This is a genomic window from Rubrivirga marina, from assembly GCF_002283365.1.
Taxonomy (GTDB): domain Bacteria; phylum Bacteroidota; class Rhodothermia; order Rhodothermales; family Rubricoccaceae; genus Rubrivirga; species Rubrivirga marina.
In genome coordinates this window covers 1,510,340-1,528,429 of record NZ_MQWD01000001.1, presented here as the reverse complement: position 1 = coordinate 1,528,429, position 18,090 = coordinate 1,510,340, and the positions used below count along the sequence as shown (strand labels likewise).

Annotated in this window: 19 protein-coding genes; 11 read left to right on the top strand and 8 right to left on the bottom strand. The window is 73.4% G+C overall.

Annotated elements, in window-relative coordinates:
* Positions 1–137: 137 nt before the first annotated feature.
* On the bottom strand, positions 138–527 hold the full coding sequence (rpsI, locus tag BSZ37_RS06330) for a 30S ribosomal protein S9 (RefSeq protein WP_095509733.1): 390 nt from the start codon (positions 525–527) through the stop codon (positions 138–140).
* A gap of 58 nt (positions 528–585) precedes the next feature.
* Positions 586–1,032: a 50S ribosomal protein L13 gene (gene rplM / locus BSZ37_RS06325; RefSeq protein WP_095509732.1), complete on the bottom strand. Its 447-nt coding sequence runs from the start codon at positions 1,030–1,032 to the stop codon at positions 586–588.
* Between the two features lie 297 nt (positions 1,033–1,329).
* On the opposite strand from rplM, the gene BSZ37_RS06320 reads away from it, so the two are divergent.
* Together BSZ37_RS06320 and BSZ37_RS06315 are read left to right on the top strand one after the other, a co-directional pair.
* Positions 1,330–2,040 carry an RNA polymerase sigma factor gene (locus tag BSZ37_RS06320; RefSeq protein ID WP_179299503.1) on the top strand — a complete coding sequence of 237 codons (711 nt, stop codon included), beginning with the start codon at positions 1,330–1,332 and terminating at the stop codon, positions 2,038–2,040.
* An 11-nt stretch (positions 2,041–2,051) separates the two neighbouring features.
* Positions 2,052–2,939: a hypothetical protein gene (locus BSZ37_RS06315; protein WP_095509730.1), complete on the top strand. Its 888-nt coding sequence runs from the start codon at positions 2,052–2,054 to the stop codon at positions 2,937–2,939.
* A gap of 1 nt (position 2,940) precedes the next feature.
* Here BSZ37_RS06315 and BSZ37_RS06310 read toward each other — a convergent pair whose 3' ends face one another.
* A complete protein-coding gene (locus BSZ37_RS06310; RefSeq protein WP_095509729.1) occupies positions 2,941–3,138 on the bottom strand; it encodes a hypothetical protein in 198 nt (65 codons plus the stop codon).
* A gap of 139 nt (positions 3,139–3,277) precedes the next feature.
* On the opposite strand from BSZ37_RS06310, the gene ruvA reads away from it, so the two are divergent.
* The 4 genes from ruvA to BSZ37_RS06290 all read left to right on the top strand — a co-directional run bounded on the left by ruvA (position 3,278) and on the right by BSZ37_RS06290 (position 6,496).
* Positions 3,278–3,874, top strand: coding sequence for a Holliday junction branch migration protein RuvA (gene ruvA / locus BSZ37_RS06305; RefSeq protein ID WP_095509728.1), 597 nt, complete (start codon positions 3,278–3,280; stop codon positions 3,872–3,874).
* Positions 3,875–3,984: 110 nt separating this feature from the next.
* Entirely contained in the window at positions 3,985–4,716 is a 732-nt protein-coding gene (locus tag BSZ37_RS06300) for a response regulator transcription factor (RefSeq protein WP_095509727.1), read from the top strand.
* Positions 4,717–4,825: 109 nt separating this feature from the next.
* Positions 4,826–5,950 (top strand): sensor histidine kinase, encoded by a 1,125-nt coding sequence (locus BSZ37_RS06295; RefSeq protein ID WP_179299502.1) that lies wholly within the window; start codon positions 4,826–4,828, stop codon positions 5,948–5,950.
* Between the two features lie 81 nt (positions 5,951–6,031).
* Positions 6,032–6,496, top strand: coding sequence for a MarR family winged helix-turn-helix transcriptional regulator (locus BSZ37_RS06290; protein WP_095509725.1), 465 nt, complete (start codon positions 6,032–6,034; stop codon positions 6,494–6,496).
* A 31-nt stretch (positions 6,497–6,527) separates the two neighbouring features.
* Here BSZ37_RS06290 and BSZ37_RS06285 read toward each other — a convergent pair whose 3' ends face one another.
* The 3 genes from BSZ37_RS06285 to BSZ37_RS06275 form a co-directional block, all read right to left on the bottom strand.
* On the bottom strand, positions 6,528–6,971 hold the full coding sequence (locus BSZ37_RS06285; RefSeq protein ID WP_095509724.1) for a peptidase S1: 444 nt from the start codon (positions 6,969–6,971) through the stop codon (positions 6,528–6,530).
* Positions 6,972–7,162: 191 nt separating this feature from the next.
* A complete protein-coding gene (locus tag BSZ37_RS21915) occupies positions 7,163–8,923 on the bottom strand; it encodes a hypothetical protein (RefSeq protein WP_179299501.1) in 1,761 nt (586 codons plus the stop codon).
* 60 nt (positions 8,924–8,983) lie between these two features.
* Positions 8,984–10,615, bottom strand: coding sequence for an alpha-amylase family protein (locus BSZ37_RS06275; RefSeq protein ID WP_095509723.1), 1,632 nt, complete (start codon positions 10,613–10,615; stop codon positions 8,984–8,986).
* 59 nt (positions 10,616–10,674) lie between these two features.
* On the opposite strand from BSZ37_RS06275, the gene BSZ37_RS06270 reads away from it, so the two are divergent.
* The 3 genes from BSZ37_RS06270 (at position 10,675) to BSZ37_RS06260 (ending at position 13,595) form a co-directional block, all read left to right on the top strand.
* A complete protein-coding gene (locus BSZ37_RS06270) occupies positions 10,675–11,124 on the top strand; it encodes an SxtJ family membrane protein (protein ID WP_095509722.1) in 450 nt (149 codons plus the stop codon).
* 4 nt (positions 11,125–11,128) lie between these two features.
* Positions 11,129–12,964, top strand: coding sequence for a carbamoyltransferase family protein (locus BSZ37_RS06265; protein WP_095509721.1), 1,836 nt, complete (start codon positions 11,129–11,131; stop codon positions 12,962–12,964).
* Positions 12,965–13,229: 265 nt separating this feature from the next.
* Positions 13,230–13,595: an RNA recognition motif domain-containing protein gene (locus BSZ37_RS06260; RefSeq protein WP_095509720.1), complete on the top strand. Its 366-nt coding sequence runs from the start codon at positions 13,230–13,232 to the stop codon at positions 13,593–13,595.
* A gap of 93 nt (positions 13,596–13,688) precedes the next feature.
* Here BSZ37_RS06260 and BSZ37_RS06255 read toward each other — a convergent pair whose 3' ends face one another.
* Positions 13,689–14,048: a hypothetical protein gene (locus tag BSZ37_RS06255; protein WP_095509719.1), complete on the bottom strand. Its 360-nt coding sequence runs from the start codon at positions 14,046–14,048 to the stop codon at positions 13,689–13,691.
* A 70-nt stretch (positions 14,049–14,118) separates the two neighbouring features.
* Entirely contained in the window at positions 14,119–15,327 is a 1,209-nt protein-coding gene (locus BSZ37_RS06250) for an endonuclease/exonuclease/phosphatase family protein (RefSeq protein WP_095509718.1), read from the bottom strand.
* Between the two features lie 86 nt (positions 15,328–15,413).
* Here BSZ37_RS06250 and BSZ37_RS06245 point away from each other — a divergent pair, with 86 nt between their 5' ends.
* Positions 15,414–16,220: a hypothetical protein gene (locus BSZ37_RS06245; protein ID WP_095509717.1), complete on the top strand. Its 807-nt coding sequence runs from the start codon at positions 15,414–15,416 to the stop codon at positions 16,218–16,220.
* 116 nt (positions 16,221–16,336) lie between these two features.
* Positions 16,337–18,001, top strand: a complete 1,665-nt coding sequence (locus tag BSZ37_RS06240; RefSeq protein ID WP_095509716.1) for a CCA tRNA nucleotidyltransferase — start codon at positions 16,337–16,339, stop codon at positions 17,999–18,001.
* The last annotated feature ends 89 nt before the right edge of the window (positions 18,002–18,090 follow it).

Here is an 18,090-nt window from a genome sequence, read left to right as displayed (position 1 = left end):
CGGCGCCGCTGGCGACCCCGGCCTCGGTGCGTCCGTGGAGCGAGTCGCTCCGAAAAGACGCCGAGGCGGAGGCACCCGCCAGCAGCTCAGGCGGGGTGGGGGATGGGGCCGCCCCGAGAGGCGGCCGGCGAAGCGGCTTAGCGCTTCGAGAACTGGAACTTCTTGCGGGCCTTCGGCTGGCCGGGCTTCTTCCGCTCGACCATGCGCGGGTCGCGCGTGAGGTAGCCGGCGTCGCGGAGCGGCTTGCGGAGGTCCTCGTTGAAGTCGACGAGGGCCCGGGCGATGCCGAGCTGGATGGCCTCGGCCTGGCCGGTCAGCCCGCCGCCCTTCGCGTTGACGAGGACGTCGAACTGGCCGCGGAGCTCGGTGAGGTCGAGCGGGGCCGTCGCGGACGCCTGGCGGATCGCCGTCGGGAGGTACTCCGCGAGCGGCCGCTTGTTGACGACGACGTTGCCGGAGCCGGGGCGGAGGTAGACGCGGGCGACCGACGTCTTGCGGCGGCCGACGGCCTGGTACTGGGTTGCCATACTGCTGGGGTGCGAGGGGTCGGAGTGCGCAGGTCGGCGCGAGCCGACCCTCGCGGGACTAATCGATCGTGAGCGTCTGCGGCTGCTGGGCCTCGTGCGGGTGGTCCGGGCCGGCGTAGACGTGGAGCTTCTTGTAGAGCTGGCGGCCGAGCTTCGTGCGTGGGAGCATGCCCTTGACGGCCGCCTCGATGATCCGCTCGGGGTGCGTGGCGCGGACCTCCTTGGGCGTCCGCTCGCGGATGCCGCCGGGGTAGCCCGAGTGCCGGAAGTACTTCTTGTCCGTCTCCTTCTTCCCCGTGAACCGGACCTTGTCGGCGTTGACCACGACCACGTAGTCGCCGACGTCCATGTGGGGAGTGTACTCGGGCTTGTCCTTGCCGCGGAGGATGGTGGCCACGCGAGCGGCGAGCCGGCCGACGACGACGTTCTCGGCGTCGACCACGTGCCAGGCCTGCTCGACGTCGCCGGGCTTGGCGCTGTAGGTCTTGAACGAGGTCGTGTTCATAAGGGGGAGGGTCTGGGAGCCCGGATGGGCGGAGGGCGTCGCCGGTGGACACAAAAAGGGGCGGCCCCGGGACCGACGCAGAGGCCGTCGGCCCGGCCGCTCCGCGACCGGCGCGCCGAGGTCCGCGGGCCCTTCGGGGCGGACCGGGCGCAATCGAAGGGTCCAAGCTAGACCGTCGCCCCCTCCGCGGTCAACGCGCGGAGCCCTCCCAGAGGCCCCATCTGGTGGGGTTCAAGGATTCTTCCCCGGCCCTCCGGGCGGCCTCTATCTTCGCGCGGGACCGCCGTTTACCCACCCGTGGCCCGCGACCACTCCTCTCGGCTCCAGGACCTGGCCCGCCACCTCCCGTTCGCCGTCGACGATTTCGAGGCGGCACGGGAGACGTTCGTGCGTTGGCGGGCCGAAGGCCGAGAGGCCGATCGGGAGACGGCCCAACTCTGGGCCTATTGCTACGTCGTGTGGTACTTCTACGGAAAGTTCGCCCGCGAGCGGACATCTGGTGTGAGCGACATCGACGGCGTCATTGAGCGCGCCATGAAGCGGCTGCTCCGGTCGATGTCGTCCGTCCGCGACCCCGAACGGTTCCCCCAGTTCGTCAGCGTCGTCTGCCGGAACGTCCTCTACTCGTACCGCCAGCGGCGCCGAGAGACGGTCGAGTTGGACGAGCACGTGGCGCCCGTGGCGCCGGCCGAGACGAGCGGACTCGACCGGGTCCTCGTCCGGCGGCTCGTCGCGCGGGCCGTCGAGGCCCTGCCGCCCGCCATCTCCGAAGTCGTCCGGATGCGACTCCTAGAAAAGCGGAGCTACCAGGACATCGCCGACGCGACCGGCCGCTCGCTCGCGACCACCCGGACCTACTACTCGAAGGCGATCGCCCGCCTTCGCGAGGACCCCGACCTCTGCGCCCTCCAGTTCGGTGGCCTCCCCGCGGACTACGCAGACAGCGAACCTTCCGTGGAGGGCGATGGAGAGGTTAGATCGAATCCACCGGAGGGTCTAGGGCCCTGATTCCCATCGCCGTGACTGACATCGCCCTGCTCCTCGATGACTACCCTGCTCTCTCCCCCGACGAGCGGGCCGCAGTCGACGCCCGCGTGGCGGGCCGCCCCGAATGGGCCGAGGCGCACGCCGAGGCCCGCCGCCTCGCCGCCTTCGTCGACGCGGCCACGGACCGCGACGACCGCCCCGAGCGCGCCGTGGCGCGGCGCTTTGGGTCCCCGCTCCTCGACTCCGCCTCTGGCGAGCGGGCCGAGGGCGACGACGCCATCGACGCCCGCCTGGACGCGATCGCGGCGGAGGCCGAGGATCCCCTCCGGCGCTACGAGCGCCTGACGGGTCACGTCCTCGGCGACACACCCGCTCCAGGCGGCGACTCCGCATCGGGCCCCCTCACTCTCCTCGAGCCCGCGCCCGCCCGTCCCCGTCTCCGGCTGGTGCGCGCCTCGACCTGGGCCGCCGCTGCGGCCGTCCTCCTTGGCGCCTACGGCGGCCTCTTCACCGTGTCGGCCGCGCTCGTCCCCGAGCGGGCGCAGGTGGCCGCCCTCGGCGAGATCGAGGCCGACCCGCCGCCGGTCCTCCGAGGCGACGAGGCGGTCCCCGAAGCCGACCGCCTCGCGGCCGCCCTCGGGGCCGTCGACGAGGCACGCCGGTCGACGCTCGGGCTCTTCCCCACGTACGACGCCGCCACTCTCGATGCCGCCGCGGCCGAAATCGAAGCCGTCGTCGAGGAGGCCGACGCCACGTCGTGGGCCTCCCAAGAGGCACGCCTTGCCCTCGGACGCATCCTGCTCTACCGGGGCCGAGACGCCGAGGCCGTCCGCGTGCTCGGGACGCTCGTCGAACAAGGCAGCTACCGCGGCGCCGACGCCCGCCGGCTGCTCGACTTCGTCCGCCGCGACGGCGCGTAGCTCACGAGCCGAGCTCGCGCCGTTCGAGGTGGGCGACGGTCGTCCCGTCGGCGAGCGTCTTCCCATCTTCCTCGGCGGGGCCGCCCGCGAGCGGCGAATCGGGTGGGACGGCGCCATGCCCGCCGGCCTCGTAGCTGCCCGACGGCGAGTCGTCGCGGTCGAGGTCGTCGGTGGGATCGGTCGTCGGGGCGTCGGGCATCGTGGGGCTCGGGGAGTGCCGGAGACGAACCCACGTGGGGCACAGGGGGGTCCCCGCCCGACGCCCATGACAGGTCGGTGGCACCGGGCAGGCCTAGCTTGGACCGATTCCGCCCCCCTGCTTCGCACGCCCCAGTTCTGTGTACGCCTACGTTTCTGGCACACTCGCCGACAAGAAGCCGACCGAAGCCGTCATCGAGGCCGGCGGCGTCGGCTACCGCCTGCTCATCCCGGCCTCGTCGTATGAGCGGCTGCCGGCCGTCGGCCAGCCGGCCAAGCTGGTCACGTCGTTCGTCGTCCGCGACGACGCGCTCACGCTCTACGGGTTCGCCTCGGACCCCGAGCGGACGACGTTCGAGACGCTGACCAACGTGAGCGGAGTCGGGCCGAAGCTGGCCATCGCCGCGCTCAGCGCCATGAGCCCGAGCGAACTCCGCGACTCCGTCGTGGCCGGCGACGCGGCCATGCTCACGCGCATCCCCGGCATCGGGAAGCGGACGGCCGAGCGGCTCATCGTCGAGCTCCGCGACAAGTTCGCCTCGATGGACGGGCTCGAACCCGCCGGCGCGCTCGGCGGCGACGGCTCCAGCGAGGCCCGCGCCGACGCCCGTTCGGGCCTGGAGGCGCTCGGGCTCAGCCGGGCCGAGGCCGAGAAGCGGCTCCGGAAAGTCCTTCGCGCCCACCCCGGCACCCAGTCGGCCGAGGAGCTCATCCGGCTCGCCCTCCGCGAAGCGTAGTCGACTCCGCCCGCCTCGGGATCGGGGTGGGCCCCCAGGCGGGGGATACACTGCGGTAACACGCGCCCCCGGAAGCCCTCCTAGCTTCCGAGTCCACCGCCCCATCCGCTATGGACGCCGCCGCGCCTGCGCTCCCGACGGACGACGACCGCGCCACGGTCCTCGTCGTCGACGACGAGCCGGACCTCGTCGAGCTCCTCCAGTACGCCCTCGAGACCGCGGGCTTTACCGTCCTCACGGCCGCCGACGGCGTGTCCGGGCTCGCGCTCGCCGAGGCCGAGAAGCCGGACCTCATCGTGGTCGACATCATGATGCCGCGGATGGACGGGGTCGCGCTGACCGAGCAGATCCGCGAACGGGCCGCGCTTCGGCTCACGCCGATCCTGATGCTGACGGCGCGGACCGACGAGCGCGACGAGATCGCCGGGCTCGAGGCCGGAGCCGACGACTACCTCCCGAAGCCGGTCTCCCCGAAGCGCCTCGTGAGCCGGGTCAAGGCGCTCCTCCGACGGATCGAGCGCGAAGAGGAGGCCACGACGGCGCAGGTCCGCGTCCACGACATCGTGGTCGACCGCGACCGCTACGTCGTCGAGCGGCCCGCGACGGGCGAGACGTTCCGGCTCCCGCGGAAGGAGTTCGAACTCCTGTTCTTCCTGGCCAGCCACCCCGGCCGCGTGTTCGAGCGCGACGAGCTCCTCAGCGCCGTTTGGGGCGCCGACGTCGTCGTCGTGGACCGGACGGTCGATGTCCACGTGCGGAAGATCCGGGAGAAGATCGGGAGCGACTACATCGAGACCGTCAAGGGCGTCGGGTACCGGCTGGCGGAGGCGCTGGGCGAGTAGCGCCGAGCCGGCGCGCGGCTCGGCCCACCGCGGCACCGAGGCGGGCGGAGCCGGTCGATCTGGCGGGATCCCCACTCCCTTTCGAGCCCCCATCCGCTATCCTGCGGTGGTGACCGCCCCTACCTACACCCCGTCCCGCGTGCACCGCCTCGCGCTCCGCGTGGCGGCGACGGTCGCGCTGCCAGTCGGGCTCGTCGCCGCGATCGGCGCGGGCGTGCCCGGCGGCGTCCGGACAGGGCTTCTGGCGGGCGTGCTGATGGCGCTCGTCGCGAGCGTGGCGACCTACGCGGCCGTCTCGCGGCAGATCGCCGGGAGGCTGGAGTTAGCGCGGCGGACGCTCCGCGAGGCGCGGAAACGTCGGTTCGACGCCCTCGCCTCCCTCCCGGGCGCGACGGGCCGCGACGAGCTCGACGCGCTCATCCACCAGGTCGGGCGGGCCGGCCGGACGCTCCAGCGCGAGATCGAGCGGCTGGAGCGCGTCGAGAGCTACCGCCGCGAGTTCCTCGGCGACGTGAGCCACGAGCTCCGGACGCCCATCTTCGCCGTGACCGGCTTCGCCGAGACGCTCCTCGACGGCGCCCTCGACGACGACCGCGTCCGCCGCCGGTTCGTCGAGAAGATCTACGCCAACGCGAGCCGGCTGGACGCCCTCACGCGCGACCTCTCCGACATCTCGAAGCTGGAGACGGGCCGGCTTCAGGTCACGCGCGAGCCGTTCGACCTCGGCGCGCTCGCCACCGAGGTGGTCGAGGGACTGGAGCACGCGGCCCGCGAGCACCACGTCGAGCTCGCCGTCCGCGTGCCGGCCACGCTGCCGCCCGTGCTCGGCGACCGCGACCGGATCCGACAGGTCCTGACGAACCTCGTCGAGAACGCGGTCAAATACAACGAGGCCGGCGGTCACGTCGAGGTCGCCGCCCGCCTCCGCGACACCGGCGACGTCCGCATCGCCGTGGTCGACGACGGGATCGGGATCCCCCAGGACGCCATCAACCGGCTGACGGAGCGGTTCTTCCGCGTCGACAAGAGCCGGTCGCGGGCCGAGGGCGGGACGGGGCTCGGGCTGGCCATCGTCAAGCACATCCTCGAGGCGCACGGCCAGCGGCTCGACGTCGAAAGCCGCGTCGGCTACGGGTCCGCGTTCGCGTTCGCCCTCCCGCCGGCGCCGGTCGGATCAGGCGACGGGGCGATGAGCGCGCGTCAACCGGCGCCGTCAGAGCGCGACGGCGCGTAGCGGACACCGGCGCGTAGCGGACACCTGTTGGAACAACCGCCGATGGGCCGGCCGTAGGACCCCCCCTTCCGCCGCCGCCCCGTGACGCTCTCCGACCTTATCCAGCAGGACCACTTCGCCTCGCTCGAACAAGAGGCCCTGCTCAACGTGCTCGCCACCGCCTCCTGGATCTCGGGCGAGATGACGGCGGCCATGGCCCCACACGGCGTCACGCAGGCCCAATACAACGTCCTCCGGATTCTCCGCGGTCGGCACCCCGAACGCTACGCCTGCTCCGAGATCGGCGAGCGGCTCCTCGACCGGACGCCCGACGTCACGCGGCTCCTCGTCCGACTGGAAGCGCGCGGCCTCATCAAGCGCGAGCGGGCGGAGCACGACCGGCGCGTCGTCGAGGTCCACATCACCCCCGAGGGGCTCGACGTGCTGAGCCGGCTCGACGCCCCTGTGGCGGAGGCGATCGGCCGCCTCGGGCGTCACCTCACAGACGATCAGCTCTCGCAGCTCTCGAGCCTGCTCGAAACGCTGCGGACGGACCAGGAGGCCTAGCCGCCCGGTCCGCCTCGGCGCCGAGGCGGGCCTACCAGGCCGGCTGGCCGCGGACCGCCGAGAGGGTCGCCGGGGCCTGATCCGGCGAAAACGTCCCGACCCACACGACGTACGTGCCGGGCGCCGCGCGGGCGAACGTCACGGCCGGGTTGCTCCCGTTGGCGTCGTCGGAGCAGTGCCAGCGACCGGCCGGGTCGGAGACGAGCAGCGTCGTGTCGGAGCCCGAGACGGCGTAGATCGCGAGCGGCCCGTCGCCCTCGACCGTCAGCTTCGCCGACGGCTGGGCGTTGTCGATGTAGCCCGAGCAACCGCTCCCGGGAACGGCATTCCGGTCCGAGCCGCCGGCCCGGAGCGAGGTCGAGACGGCCGCGTCGGCGATGGACAGCGTGTGCTGCGGGGCCGCGCTCGTGCGTGGCTGGGCGCTGGCGGCGACGGAGAAGACGACCGAAAGCGCGAGGAGAGTGGCGAAACGCATGGGTCGTAGGGGGTGGGGTACCTGGAGATCTGCAAACGCAGTGCCACGCCGGTTTGGTGCCGGCCCCCGCATGATCGGTTGGTGTCCTACAGGGTTCCGCCCGGCCGCGGATGTGCCCGGGAGACGCCGGCACGGCCCAGACGTCGCTGGAGGCGAGCCACCTGTGACGGTCGATGTCCGGACCGGTCGGCCTACTCGACGCGGAGCGTCACCGTGACGGGCTCCGCCCGCCGGTAGTAGGTGCCGACCCACACGGAATAGGTGCCCTCGCCCCCGTCGACCGTCGCACGCGGGTCGGATCCGTCGGCGTCGTCGCTGCAGGTCCACGAGCCGTCCGGGGCCTGGACCACGAGCGTGAGGTCCTGGTCGCCCGTCGCGCCGATCGTGACGGGGCCGCTGGCCTCCACCGAGGCGGACGGGGTCGCGCTGAGGAAGCCGTGGCAGGCCGCGCCTTCGACCGGGTTGAGGACGGTCCCGCCCGCCTCGACATCGGTCTCGGACGGCACGGACGCCTGCACGGGCGCCGAGCCGCCCACGATCTCGGACCCCGCGTACATCCCCTCGGACTGGGGCTCGACGTCCACTCCGCCCACCCCATAGTCGGGCTCGCTCACGACCAACTCGCCCGGCATTGCGGCCAGCGTCGCCTCGGCGAATCCGCCGCCCATGTCGCCGAACGCCCCGATCCAGACGAGGTAGAGCCCGGCCTCGGGCGCGTCGATCTGGACGCCCGGGTTCAGAGCGTCGGCGTCGTCGCTGCAGAACCAGCCGCCGGCAGGCGTGCGGACGAGGAGCGTGAGGTCGTCAGCGGCCGAGGCCGTGATGGCGAACGGGCCGTCGCCGCGGAGCGTGACGCCCGCTGTCGGCGCGGCGTCGATGTAGCCGGCGCAGGAGGAGCCCTGGACCGGGTTCGGCGCCATCGGCCGGAACGAGACCTCCGCCGACTCGCCCTCGTCGTCGTTGGCCCCCACGCGGACGTCCGGCACGGCGTCGATCTCGAGCGGGAGGTACGTGCCCTCGGAAAACGGCCCGCTGCCGTAGTCCTCGAAGTCGTCGTAGATCTCCACCTCCGTCTCCGTCTCGGAGATCGTCAGCGTCGCGTCGATCGGGTCGGAGCCGATCGAGAACCGGCCGGCCCAGACGACGTACCGCCCGCTCTCGGGGTCGTAGATCTGGACCAGCGGGTCAGTCCCGTTGAAGTCGTCGTTGCAGAGGACGCTCCCGTCGGGGTTCTGGACGAGCAAGACGAGGTCGTCGAACGCCGTGGCGCCGACCGTGAGGACGCCCGTCCCGCCATCGGCGTCATAATCGACGACCGCCGTCGGCGTGCCGGCGTCGATGTAGCCCGCGCAGTAGACGCTCGCCGCGTCGTCACCGAAGGACTGGGCCGAGTCGGGCCCGCCGGCCTCGACAGAAACCGTGATGGCGCCCTGCTCGGCCTCGAACCCACCGGCCGCCTCGATCACCCCCGCCTGCGGGGCCGCGTCGGGGTCGAGGACGGGCGCCGGCGGTGGCGGGCCCGCGAGGAGCGTCACCGACGCCCCGTCGGGGTCCGGGGTGAAGCCGCCGACCCAGACGACGTAGCGCCCGGCCTCCGCCCCCTCGAAGCTCAGCGCCGGCAGGACGCCGTTCGAGTCGTCGTTGCAGGACCAGGCGCCGTCGGGTCCGTAGACCGCCAGCGTCGCGTCGAATCCGCCCTGGACCCAGATCTGGAGGTCGCCCCCGCCCCACTCGACGGCCGCGTCCGGTGCGGAGGGGTCGACGTAGCCGTAGCAGCCGTCGACGCCGGGGAGGACGAGCTCGTCGGTCGCGCGCGCGTCGAAGGTCACGGAGGCCTCGGTGACGCCGGGTGTGAGCGTGCCGGCGACGGGCGAGGCGTCGGTCGCGAGCGACTGCGCGGAGGCGGCCGAAACGAGTCCGAGGGAAAGAGCGGCGAGGAGCGCGCGAGCCATGGGTCGGGGAGAGGGGACGGCGCAATCTCGACACGGGTCCCCTCCTGTTCCACCCCCGACTCAGGGGAGAACCGCCGGCGACAAGAAGACGGCGCCGGAACGCGGCGCGACAGTCGCCCGCCCCTCGGTGACGGCGGGCTCGGGACCGACGGCGAGCGCGAGGGCTCCCTCGATCTCGACCCGGACCGGCACGTCGCTGAGGTTCACCACGACGACGGCCTCCGCGTCGGCCGTCTGACGCGAGAAGCGGAGGACGTCGCCGGTGGCCTCCCAGTCGAGCGTCCCGCGGGCGAAGAGGTCCGCATGGTCGCGGCGGAGGCGGAGCGCGCGGGCCGTGAGGTCGCGGAGCGCGGCGTCGGGCGCGACCGGCCTCGCCTCGCCCCGGGTCTGCACGACGGCGTAGTCGAGGTCGTCCCACAGCATCGGGCGGCGGTTGTCGGGGGCCCGGGCGCCCGCCAGCCCGGCCTCGTCGCCGTAGAGGAGGTGCGGCGCCCCCGGCAACGTCGCCTGGAGCAGCCGGTAGAGGCCCACCGCGCGAACGACGGCCGGGCCGGGCGGCGAGACGTCGTAGCCGGGCCGGACGCGCGGCGTCGCCTCGGCGTCGTCGAGGACGTTGGCGTTGCGGAGCGCCGTCGCGAGGCGAGGCGCCTCGGGGCCGCCGGCGACCGACCCGTAGGCCGGGAGGTGATCGGGCGGCGTCGCGGCGTAGACGTCGGCCAGCTCCGCGGCGACGTCGGCGGCCGAGATCTGGGGGCCGGCGGGGTCGAGGAACTGGCGGAGCACGCGGAAGGCGCGGGGGTCGTCCAGGGCGTCGAACGCGCCGAGGTCGGGGACGACGCCGTCGGCGGGCACGCGTCCCAGGAGCACGGCCTCCGGATGGATCGCCTTGACGACCCGCCGGAGGCCGCGGTGGAACGAGGCCGCCGAGGGGTCTGCTTCGAGCCGGAACCCATCGACGCCGTCGGACGGGTCGCCGTCGCCGTCCGGGTCGAGCCAGCGGACGGCGACGGCGAACGCGTTGGTCGCGGCGCTGTCGGCGTCGGCGGAGGTCGCCCCCATCGACCCGGGCCAGCCCACGTCGAGGACGACGCGGAGGCCCCGGTCGTGGGCGGCCTCGACGAGGTCGAGGAGTTGGCGGTCGGCCTGCGAGGTGCCCCAGGTCGCGGGGTCGCCAGGATCTTCGAGGGTGACCATCTCCCGGTCCCGCGCGGGCGCGGGCCCGAGCCAGGGGTCGACGTGCCAGGGCGCCGCCGGGTCTGCAACGCGGACGACGAGAGCGGTCACGCCAAGCGAGTCAACGTACGGAAGCTTGGCGAGGACGCCTTGGAGGTCGCCGCCGTAGCGCCGGAGCGGGACGGTCTCGTCGGCGCTGCCGAGCGCCCGCTCCCAGTCGGCGCGCGTGGACGGATCGGCGGTCCAGGGCGTGGGCCGCCAGCCGGCCTCGCGGAGCGCCGAGGCGGGCACGCCCGAGGCGCGCGCGACGGCCGCCACGGCCGGGGCCCGCTCCGGGTCGCCGTCGCGGAAGCGGTCGACGTCGATCTCGTACCACACGGCGTCGGCGGCCCACGCCGGCGGCGTGTCGGGAATGGGCGGGAGGTCGTTCGGCCCCGGCCTCGGGTCTTCGCCCGACCGGCCGCACCCGACGACGAGCGCGAGGGAGGAGACGAGGGCGAAGCGGAGGGCGGTCGTCATGGGACTCGAAGCTAGCGGCCTCGGGCGGGCGGTAGCTTTCTCGCCGACGCCCCCGCCCCATGTCCGACTCGCCGTCCCTCCTCCAGACCGTCCGCGACGAGGTCCGCGCGCTCGACGAGTCGCCGCGGGCGCTCCGGTCGTTCGGGCTCGTCGTCGGCGGCGTGCTGCTGGCGATCGGCGCGCTCCTGTGGTGGCGACGCGGCGGCGGCGCGTGGGCGTGGGGGCTGAGCGGCGTGGGTGGCCTCCTGGTCGCGCTCGGCGCCGTGCTCCCCATCGTCCTGAAGCCGGTGCGGACGGCGTGGATGGCCGTCGCGTTTACGCTCGGCTTCGTCATGACGAAGGTGCTCCTCACGCTCACGTTCTTCCTCGCCGTCACGCCGACCGCCCTCGTCCTCCGCCTCGCCGGCAAGGACCTCCTCTACCGCCGCCCCGACCCCGACGCGACCTCCTACTGGCTCCCCCGCGACGACGGCCGGCCCGACCGCGAAAGCCTCGAACGGTACTTCTAGCGTCTTGACCGTCCTCGGCCTCTCCTGCTTCTACCACGACTCCGCGGCGGCGCTCGTGCGCGACGGCGAGATCGTGGCGGCGGCGCAGGAGGAGCGGTTCTCGCGTCGGAAGCACGACCCGTCGTTCCCCCGCGGCGCCGTCGACTACTGCCTCCAGGAGGCCGGCCTCGACGCGAGCGAGCTCGACGCCGTCGCGTTCTACGACAAGCCCCTCCTGACCTTCGAACGGCTCCTCGAGACGTACGTTGCCTACGCCCCGCGCGGGCTCGCGTCGTTCCTCGAGGCCATGCCGCTCTGGCTCAAGCGGAAGCTCTGGACGCCCGACGTCATCCGGACCGAGCTCGGCGACTACGACGGGCCGATGGTGTTTTCGGAGCACCACCGGAGCCACGCCGCCAGCGCCTTCTTCCCCTCCCCCTTCGAGCGGGCTGCCGTGCTCACGACCGACGGCGTCGGCGAGTGGGCCACGACGAGTTGGGGCGTGGGCGAGGGGAACGGGCTCGACCTGAAGGCCGAGATCCACTTCCCGCACTCGCTCGGTCTCCTCTACTCGGCGTTCACCACGTTCTGCGGGTTCCGGGTCAACTCGGGCGAGTACAAGCTGATGGGCCTCGCGCCCTACGGCGAGCCACGCTACGTCGACGCGATCACCGAGCACCTGATCGACCTCAAGCCCGACGGCTCGTACCGGCTCCACGCCGACGCCTTCACGTTCCCGGTTGGGCTCAGGATGACGGGGCGGCGGTTCGAGGAGCTGTTCGGCGGCCCGGCCCGCGCACCGGAGTCGCCGCTGACGCAGCGGGAGATGGACCTCGCGCGGAGCGTCCAAGTGGTGGTCGAGGAGGCCGTGCTGCGGATGGCGCGGCACGTCCACGCCGAGACGGGAGAGACGAATCTGTGCCTCGCGGGCGGCGTGGCGCTCAACTGCGTGGCGAACGGCCGGCTGCTCCGGGAGGGCCCCTTCGAGCGGATCTGGGTCCAGCCCGCGGCCGGCGACGCCGGCGGGGCGCTCGGCGCCGCGCTCGTCGCCACCCACGAGTGGGCCGGCCTCGGACGGACCGTCCACCCGGCCGACGCCATGCGGGGGGCCATGCTCGGGCCGGCGTGGGGCCCGGAGGAGATCCGCGCCGTGCTCGACGCCGAGGGCCTCCCCTACCACGAGGCGCCCACCGAGGCGGCCCTGGTCGACCGCGTCGCGGGGCTGCTGGCCGAGGGGAGCACGGTCGGCTGGTTCCAGGGCCGCGCCGAGTTCGGGCCCCGTGCCCTCGGCCACCGCTCGATCCTCGCCGACCCGCGGGACCGCGCGACGCAGCGCCGCGTGAACCTCCAGATCAAGTTCCGCGAGAGCTTCCGCCCCTTCGCGCCGTCGGTGCTGGCGGAGCGGGCCGGCGAGTTCTTCGACCTCGGAGGACCCGACGGGCTGGACCCCTCCGGTCCCGAGTCGCCCTACATGCTCCTCGTCGGGCCCGTCCGCGATGCGCGCGTCGAGGGCGACGGGCTGGAGCGACTCGGGCGCGTCGAGAGCGCCGTGCCGGCCGTGACGCACGTCGACGGCTCGGCCCGCGTGCAGACGGTGACGAAAGAGCGGAACGGGCTCTACTACGACCTCCTCAAGGCCTTCGAAGCCCAGACGGGCTGCCCGGTCCTCGTCAACACGTCGTTCAACGTGCGCGGCGAGCCCATCGTCCACGCCCCCGCCGACGCGGTCCGGGTGTTCCGGCGGACGCACATGGACGCGCTCGCGATCGGCCCGTTCGTCGTGACGCGGGAGGCGCTGCCCGAGGCCGAGCGCCAGCCGTTTACGGCCGAGCAGATCGCCGAGGCCTACGGACTCGACTGACGTCCCGTCGAGCGGCCGGCCCGCCCGTCCTCTCACCTCGGCCGGCCTCCCGTTCCGGCCCGCATGCGAATTCGCTGCGTGGGGGATCCCACGGCCGTTCTCGCGGTATGTTGGGGTGCACATGCCCGCGACGGTCGCCATCCGGCGCCTCGTCGCGGGCGCTGTTTTCCCGGAGCACGCGGGGCCGACAGATCCGAGTCGAGCTATTTGGCCCACCGTCTTTCGCCTTTCCCTGTCGGCGCTCCACACCCAGTTTCCCGCAGACATGAAGAACATTTACGTCGCGAATCTCCCGTACTCCTCGGGCGACGACGACCTCCGCACCCTGTTCGAAGAGTACGGCACCGTCGACAAGGCGACCGTCATCAAGGACCGCGACACCGGCCGCTCGCGCGGCTTCGGCTTCGTCGAGATGTCCAACGACGGTGAGGCCGACGCGGCCATCGAGGGCCTCAACGGCCAAGACATGGGCGGTCGCCCGCTCACGGTCAACGAGGCCCGCCCGCGCACCGAGCGCTCCGGCGGCGGTGGTGGCGGCGGCGGCTACCGCGGTGGCGGCGGCGGTGGCGGCGGCTACCGTGGCGGCAACGGCGGCGGTGGCGGCGGCTACCGTGGCGGCGGCGGCTACTAAGCCCCCCCCGACTCTTACGTCCGGGCGGCGGTCTCTCTGAGGCCGCCGCCTTTTTCGTTGCCCTCCCCCACCTCGGCGCCCCCACCTCGGCGCTCAGGCCTTGGGGCGCGGCTTCGTGCGGCGGCGCTTGACGAATCCGCCCTCGGCCCACACCACGAGCGTCCGCGAGACGAGGAGGTCCATGACCTCGGCCGGGTTGCAGGGGCCTTCGAGCTCGAGTTCGCCCGACGCCTCAGCGCAGAGGCCCGCGACCTCCGCCGAGGTAAACGGGGTCGGCGCCTCGGGCAGCCGCTCGTAGACGTAGCGCGTCTCGGGCGAGAGGAAGCGGCCGCGGAACGGGAACAGCCGCCACGCCATCCCCCGCACGCGCCCCGGCTCGGCCGGGCTCCCATCCAACGCCGCCGCGTCGTTGGGGACGGACGGACCGGTCGGGCGGCGGCGTTTGCGAGACATGTGCGGACGACTGTGCATGACCCAACCTAGGGCCACGCTCCGCACGCGCGGCATGGGGGAGATCCCCCGACTACTCCGCCCGGACGATCGGGCGCGCCTGGACCTCGTCGCCGGCCGTCAGGCGGACGACGTACAGGCCCGGGGTCAGGGCGCGGCCGTCGAGCGGCACCGCGTGCTCGCCCTCGCCGAACGAGCCGGCCAGCGACGCGACGCGACGGCCCAGTGCGTCGAACACCTCCAGCCGGACGTTGGCCGACGCGCCGAGGCGGAAGCGGAGACGCGTGTAATCACGGAACGGACTCGGCGCCGGATCCAGGAGCGCGACCCGGTCCGCCTCGGGGCCGTCGTCGGCGGCCGTCGGCATAAACGTGAACTGCGCGAGCACCGGGAGGTGGTCCGAGGTCGACGTGGTGTAGCTGGGGACGGCTGTGAGGAGCTCGCCGTAGCGGTCGGCCGAATCGGAGACGTAGAGGTCCCCGAGACCGGCCGTGAACAGGAGGTGGTCCCGCGTGTCGCCGGAGGTGCACGTCGACGACCGGCAGAACGTGTTGATGCCCGCCTGCTGAAGCGGGAGCGTGGCCGGGACGTAGCCCTCGTCCTCGACGAACACGTCGTACGGCGAGTCGAAGCTGCCGCCCCGCGTCGAGCCGACGAGGTAGTCGTTGAAGTCGCCCAGCACGATGACCTCCTCGCCCCGCGCGATCCGGTCGTCGACGTAGTCCTTGAGCGCGTCCGCGGCGGCGACCCGACGGTTGTAGCTCTCCGTGTCGGTGCTGGCCTTCGCGTGGAACGTGATGACGTAGACCGTCCGCGCCACGCCGCCGACTGTCACCCGGGCCTGCATCTCGAGCGGGAGGCGCCCGGCGAACTCGTAGTCCTCGCTCTCCAGGATCGTCCGCGTCCGGATGGGCTGGACGACGGAGCGGTCGTAGACGAACGCGAGGCGCTGGTCGAACGTCGGGGTGCTGCTCACCTCCGGCCCGAGGTAGGCCCCGAAGTCCGTGCCGAGCTCGCCGAGAAGGGTCTGCCACTCGTCGTCGGTATCGACGACCTCCTGGAGCGCCCACAGGTCGATCCCGCCCTGCTGCATGACGGCGACAACGTTGCGGAGCTGGACGGCGTCGTTCGACGGGCCCTGCGAGGGGTCGCCGAAAAACTCGAGGTTCCACGTCGCCACGTCGAACGTGCCGTCGGAGCCGCGGGCCGGGACGGTCTGGGCCGCGGCCGGGAGGACGGAGACGAAAAGGGCCGCCAGAGCGGTGAAACGGACGACGTGCATGGGACGAACAGGGACCTGTTCGAAGGTAGGCGCCTCGTGCGCGGACGGGGTGAACCAGACGGGTAGATTGGCGTCCCCCGGACCCCATGGCTCTCCCGCTCACCATCGTCGGTGCGCCCGCCCTCGCGGCGCGCCTCTCCGCTCCATCCGCCCCCCGGGCGGAGGGCACACGCGGCGGCATCGTCGTCATCGGCGGGCCGGTCGAGCGGCGGGTCGACGTGGCGGCCGAGGCGGTCGGGGCCGGGGCCCACGCGTTCCTGCTGTGGCCGCCGGCCGCCAGCGCCAGCGCGGCCGGGGCCCTCGCCGACCGCGCCGAGGAGGCCGGCGTCGAGGTCGGCGTCGCGCGCCCGCTCGGGGCGACGGCCGCGCTCTCCGGCGTGCCCGACGGCTGGGCCGCGCGCCTCGTCACCCTCGGCCTCGTCGCCCGCGTCGACGGCCCCCTCGCCGCCGCCGGTTGGCCGACGCTCCTGGCCGGCGCCCTCGACCTCTGCGCCACGCTCGCCGCCGCCCGCGACGTCACGCGGCTCGACGCCGTCGCCGAGCGCGACCGCGACGCGCTCCGAGCCGTCGCCCTCGCGGCCCGCTTCGAGAACGGGGCCTACGCCCAGGCCACGGTCCGCTTTTCGGACCACGTCACAGAGGACGAGGTCGCGCTCTACGCGGCCCGGCCGGGCTCGCGCGTCGAGGCGCGGTCGCTCGCCGGGCCGCTGTGCGTCGAGGCCGAGGGGAGCGGCGCCCCCGTCGCCGCGACTCCCCCCGCCTCGGACCCCGAGACTGCCGAGGTCGAGGCGTTCGTCGCCGCCGTCGCCGCCGGCCGGCCGGCGCCCTACGCCCTCGACGACGCCCTCGCCACGCTCCGCCTCGCTGAGCGCGCCCAGGAGCGGCTGCGCTGAGAGCGGGCAGGTGTGGAATGGGCGCGCTCATGACGCATCGCCTTTCCCGAGGCTTGGCAGGCCGACCGGGCCGGCCCTTCGATCTTTCGGGCGGGTCGTTCGTCCACTCGTCACCCATGCCCACCCGCACGCTCTCCCTCCCCTTCGAGCCCGTCCTCCGCCGCGTCGGCGCCGAGGCCGACCGGCTGGGCGTCGACGCGTACGCCGTCGGCGGGGCCGTGCGCGACGCGCTCCTCGGCCGCGACACCACCGACCTCGACGTCGTCGCGGTCGGGAGTGGCATCGAGCTGGCGAAGGCGGTGGCGAAGGCGCTCGGGGTCAAAGCGCCGGCCGTCTACGAGGCGTTCGGGACGGCCGCCGTGACCGTCCCGAGGGCGCGCCTCGGTGCGCTGTTGGACGAGGACGGCTGGGACGACGCGGACCGCCTCGTCCTCGAATTCGTCGGCGCCCGGAAGGAGAGCTACCGGTCCGATTCCAGGAAGCCCATCGTCGAGGACGGGACGCTCGATGACGACCTCGCACGGCGCGACTTCACCGTCAACGCCCTCGCGGCGTCGCTCAACGCGGACTCGTTCGGCGAGATCGTCGATCGGTTCGACGGTCTGGGCGACCTCGACGCCAAGGTCCTCCGCACGCCGCTCGACCCGGCCGTGACGTTCGAAGACGACCCGCTCCGGATGGTCCGCGCCGCGCGGTTCGCCGCCCAGCTCGGGTTCGACGTGGCGCCGGAGGCCGTCGAGGCCATGGCCGAGGCGGCCGGGCGGATCGAGATCGTCTCCGCCGAGCGGGTCACCGACGAGCTCCACAAGCTGCTCGCCGCGCCCGTCCCGTCGATCGGCCTCGGACTCCTGTTCCGGACCGGGATTCTCGAACACATCCTGCCCGAAGTCACGGCGCTCGCAGGCGTCGAGGAGGTCGGCGGGCGGGCGCACAAGGACAACTTCTGGCACACGCTCGAAGTCGTCGACAACCTCGCCCACCTCCAGCGCGGCGTCGGCGTGGGCGAGCGGGCCGACGGGTACGACCTCTGGCTCCGGTGGGCCGCCCTCCTCCACGACATCGGGAAGGAGCCGACGAAGCGGTGGGAGCCCGGAACCGGCTGGACGTTCCACGGCCACGAGTTCCTCGGGCCCAAGAAGATGATCCCGCCCATCTTCCGGCGGCTCAAGCTCCCGCTCGGCGACCCGCTCGACTTCGTCCAGACGGTCGTCCGGCTCCACCACCGCCCGGCCGCGCTCGTCGACGAGGACGTGACCGACTCGGCCGTCCGCCGCCTCCTCATGGACGCCGGCGACGACATCGAGGACCTCATGCTCCTCGTGCGGGCCGACGTCACGAGCAAGAACGCCCGGCGCGTCCGCCGCTACCTCGCGGGGTTCGACCGGGTCGAGACCCGGTTCGCGGAGGTCGAGGAGCGCGACCGGATGCGGAACTGGCAGCCGCCGGTCGACGGCGACGAGATCCAGCGACGGCTGGGGCTCGGCGAGGGCGTGGCCGTCGGGATGCTGAAGGAGTGGGTCCGCGAGGCCGTCCTGGAGGGCGAGGTGCCCAACGAGCACGACCCGGCCTGGGCCTACGTCCTCGACCGGCAGGCCGAGGCGGTCCGCCGCGGCGCGCTCTTCGAGGAGGCCGTCCGGACGCTCCGGGGCCCGCAGCGGAGCGCCATCGGAGCGGTCAAGGAAGCCCTGTTCTGGGACGACGTGCCAGAGGACGAGGCCGCGGCGCGGGCGTTCGTCCAGTCGGTCGTGGCCGAGGCGCTGGCGGAGCGGGAGGGCGACTAGCTCCGCCTCGGCGCCGAGGCGCGCAGGGCCAACCGCCGCGCCGTTCACGGCCCGGGTCGATCCACCGGCATCTCAGCGAACCCCATCCC

Bases quoted from the DNA above. Each gene is read 5' to 3' on its own strand.
- rpsI (WP_095509733.1), bottom strand. From the start codon at position 527: ATGGCAACCCAGTACCAGGCCGTCGGCCGCCGCAAGACGTCGGTCGCC.
- rplM (WP_095509732.1), bottom strand. From the start codon at position 1,032: ATGAACACGACCTCGTTCAAGACCTACAGCGCCAAGCCCGGCGACGTC.
- BSZ37_RS06310 (WP_095509729.1), bottom strand. From the start codon at position 3,138: ATGCCCGACGCCCCGACGACCGATCCCACCGACGACCTCGACCGCGAC.
- BSZ37_RS06300 (WP_095509727.1), top strand. From the start codon at position 3,985: ATGGACGCCGCCGCGCCTGCGCTCCCGACGGACGACGACCGCGCCACG.
- BSZ37_RS06285 (WP_095509724.1), bottom strand. From the start codon at position 6,971: ATGCGTTTCGCCACTCTCCTCGCGCTTTCGGTCGTCTTCTCCGTCGCC.
- BSZ37_RS21915 (WP_179299501.1), bottom strand. From the start codon at position 8,923: ATGGCTCGCGCGCTCCTCGCCGCTCTTTCCCTCGGACTCGTTTCGGCC.
- BSZ37_RS06275 (WP_095509723.1), bottom strand. From the start codon at position 10,615: ATGACGACCGCCCTCCGCTTCGCCCTCGTCTCCTCCCTCGCGCTCGTC.
- BSZ37_RS06270 (WP_095509722.1), top strand. From the start codon at position 10,675: ATGTCCGACTCGCCGTCCCTCCTCCAGACCGTCCGCGACGAGGTCCGC.
- BSZ37_RS06260 (WP_095509720.1), top strand. From the start codon at position 13,230: ATGAAGAACATTTACGTCGCGAATCTCCCGTACTCCTCGGGCGACGAC.
- BSZ37_RS06255 (WP_095509719.1), bottom strand. From the start codon at position 14,048: ATGTCTCGCAAACGCCGCCGCCCGACCGGTCCGTCCGTCCCCAACGAC.
- BSZ37_RS06250 (WP_095509718.1), bottom strand. From the start codon at position 15,327: ATGCACGTCGTCCGTTTCACCGCTCTGGCGGCCCTTTTCGTCTCCGTC.
- BSZ37_RS06245 (WP_095509717.1), top strand. From the start codon at position 15,414: ATGGCTCTCCCGCTCACCATCGTCGGTGCGCCCGCCCTCGCGGCGCGC.
- BSZ37_RS06240 (WP_095509716.1), top strand. From the start codon at position 16,337: ATGCCCACCCGCACGCTCTCCCTCCCCTTCGAGCCCGTCCTCCGCCGC.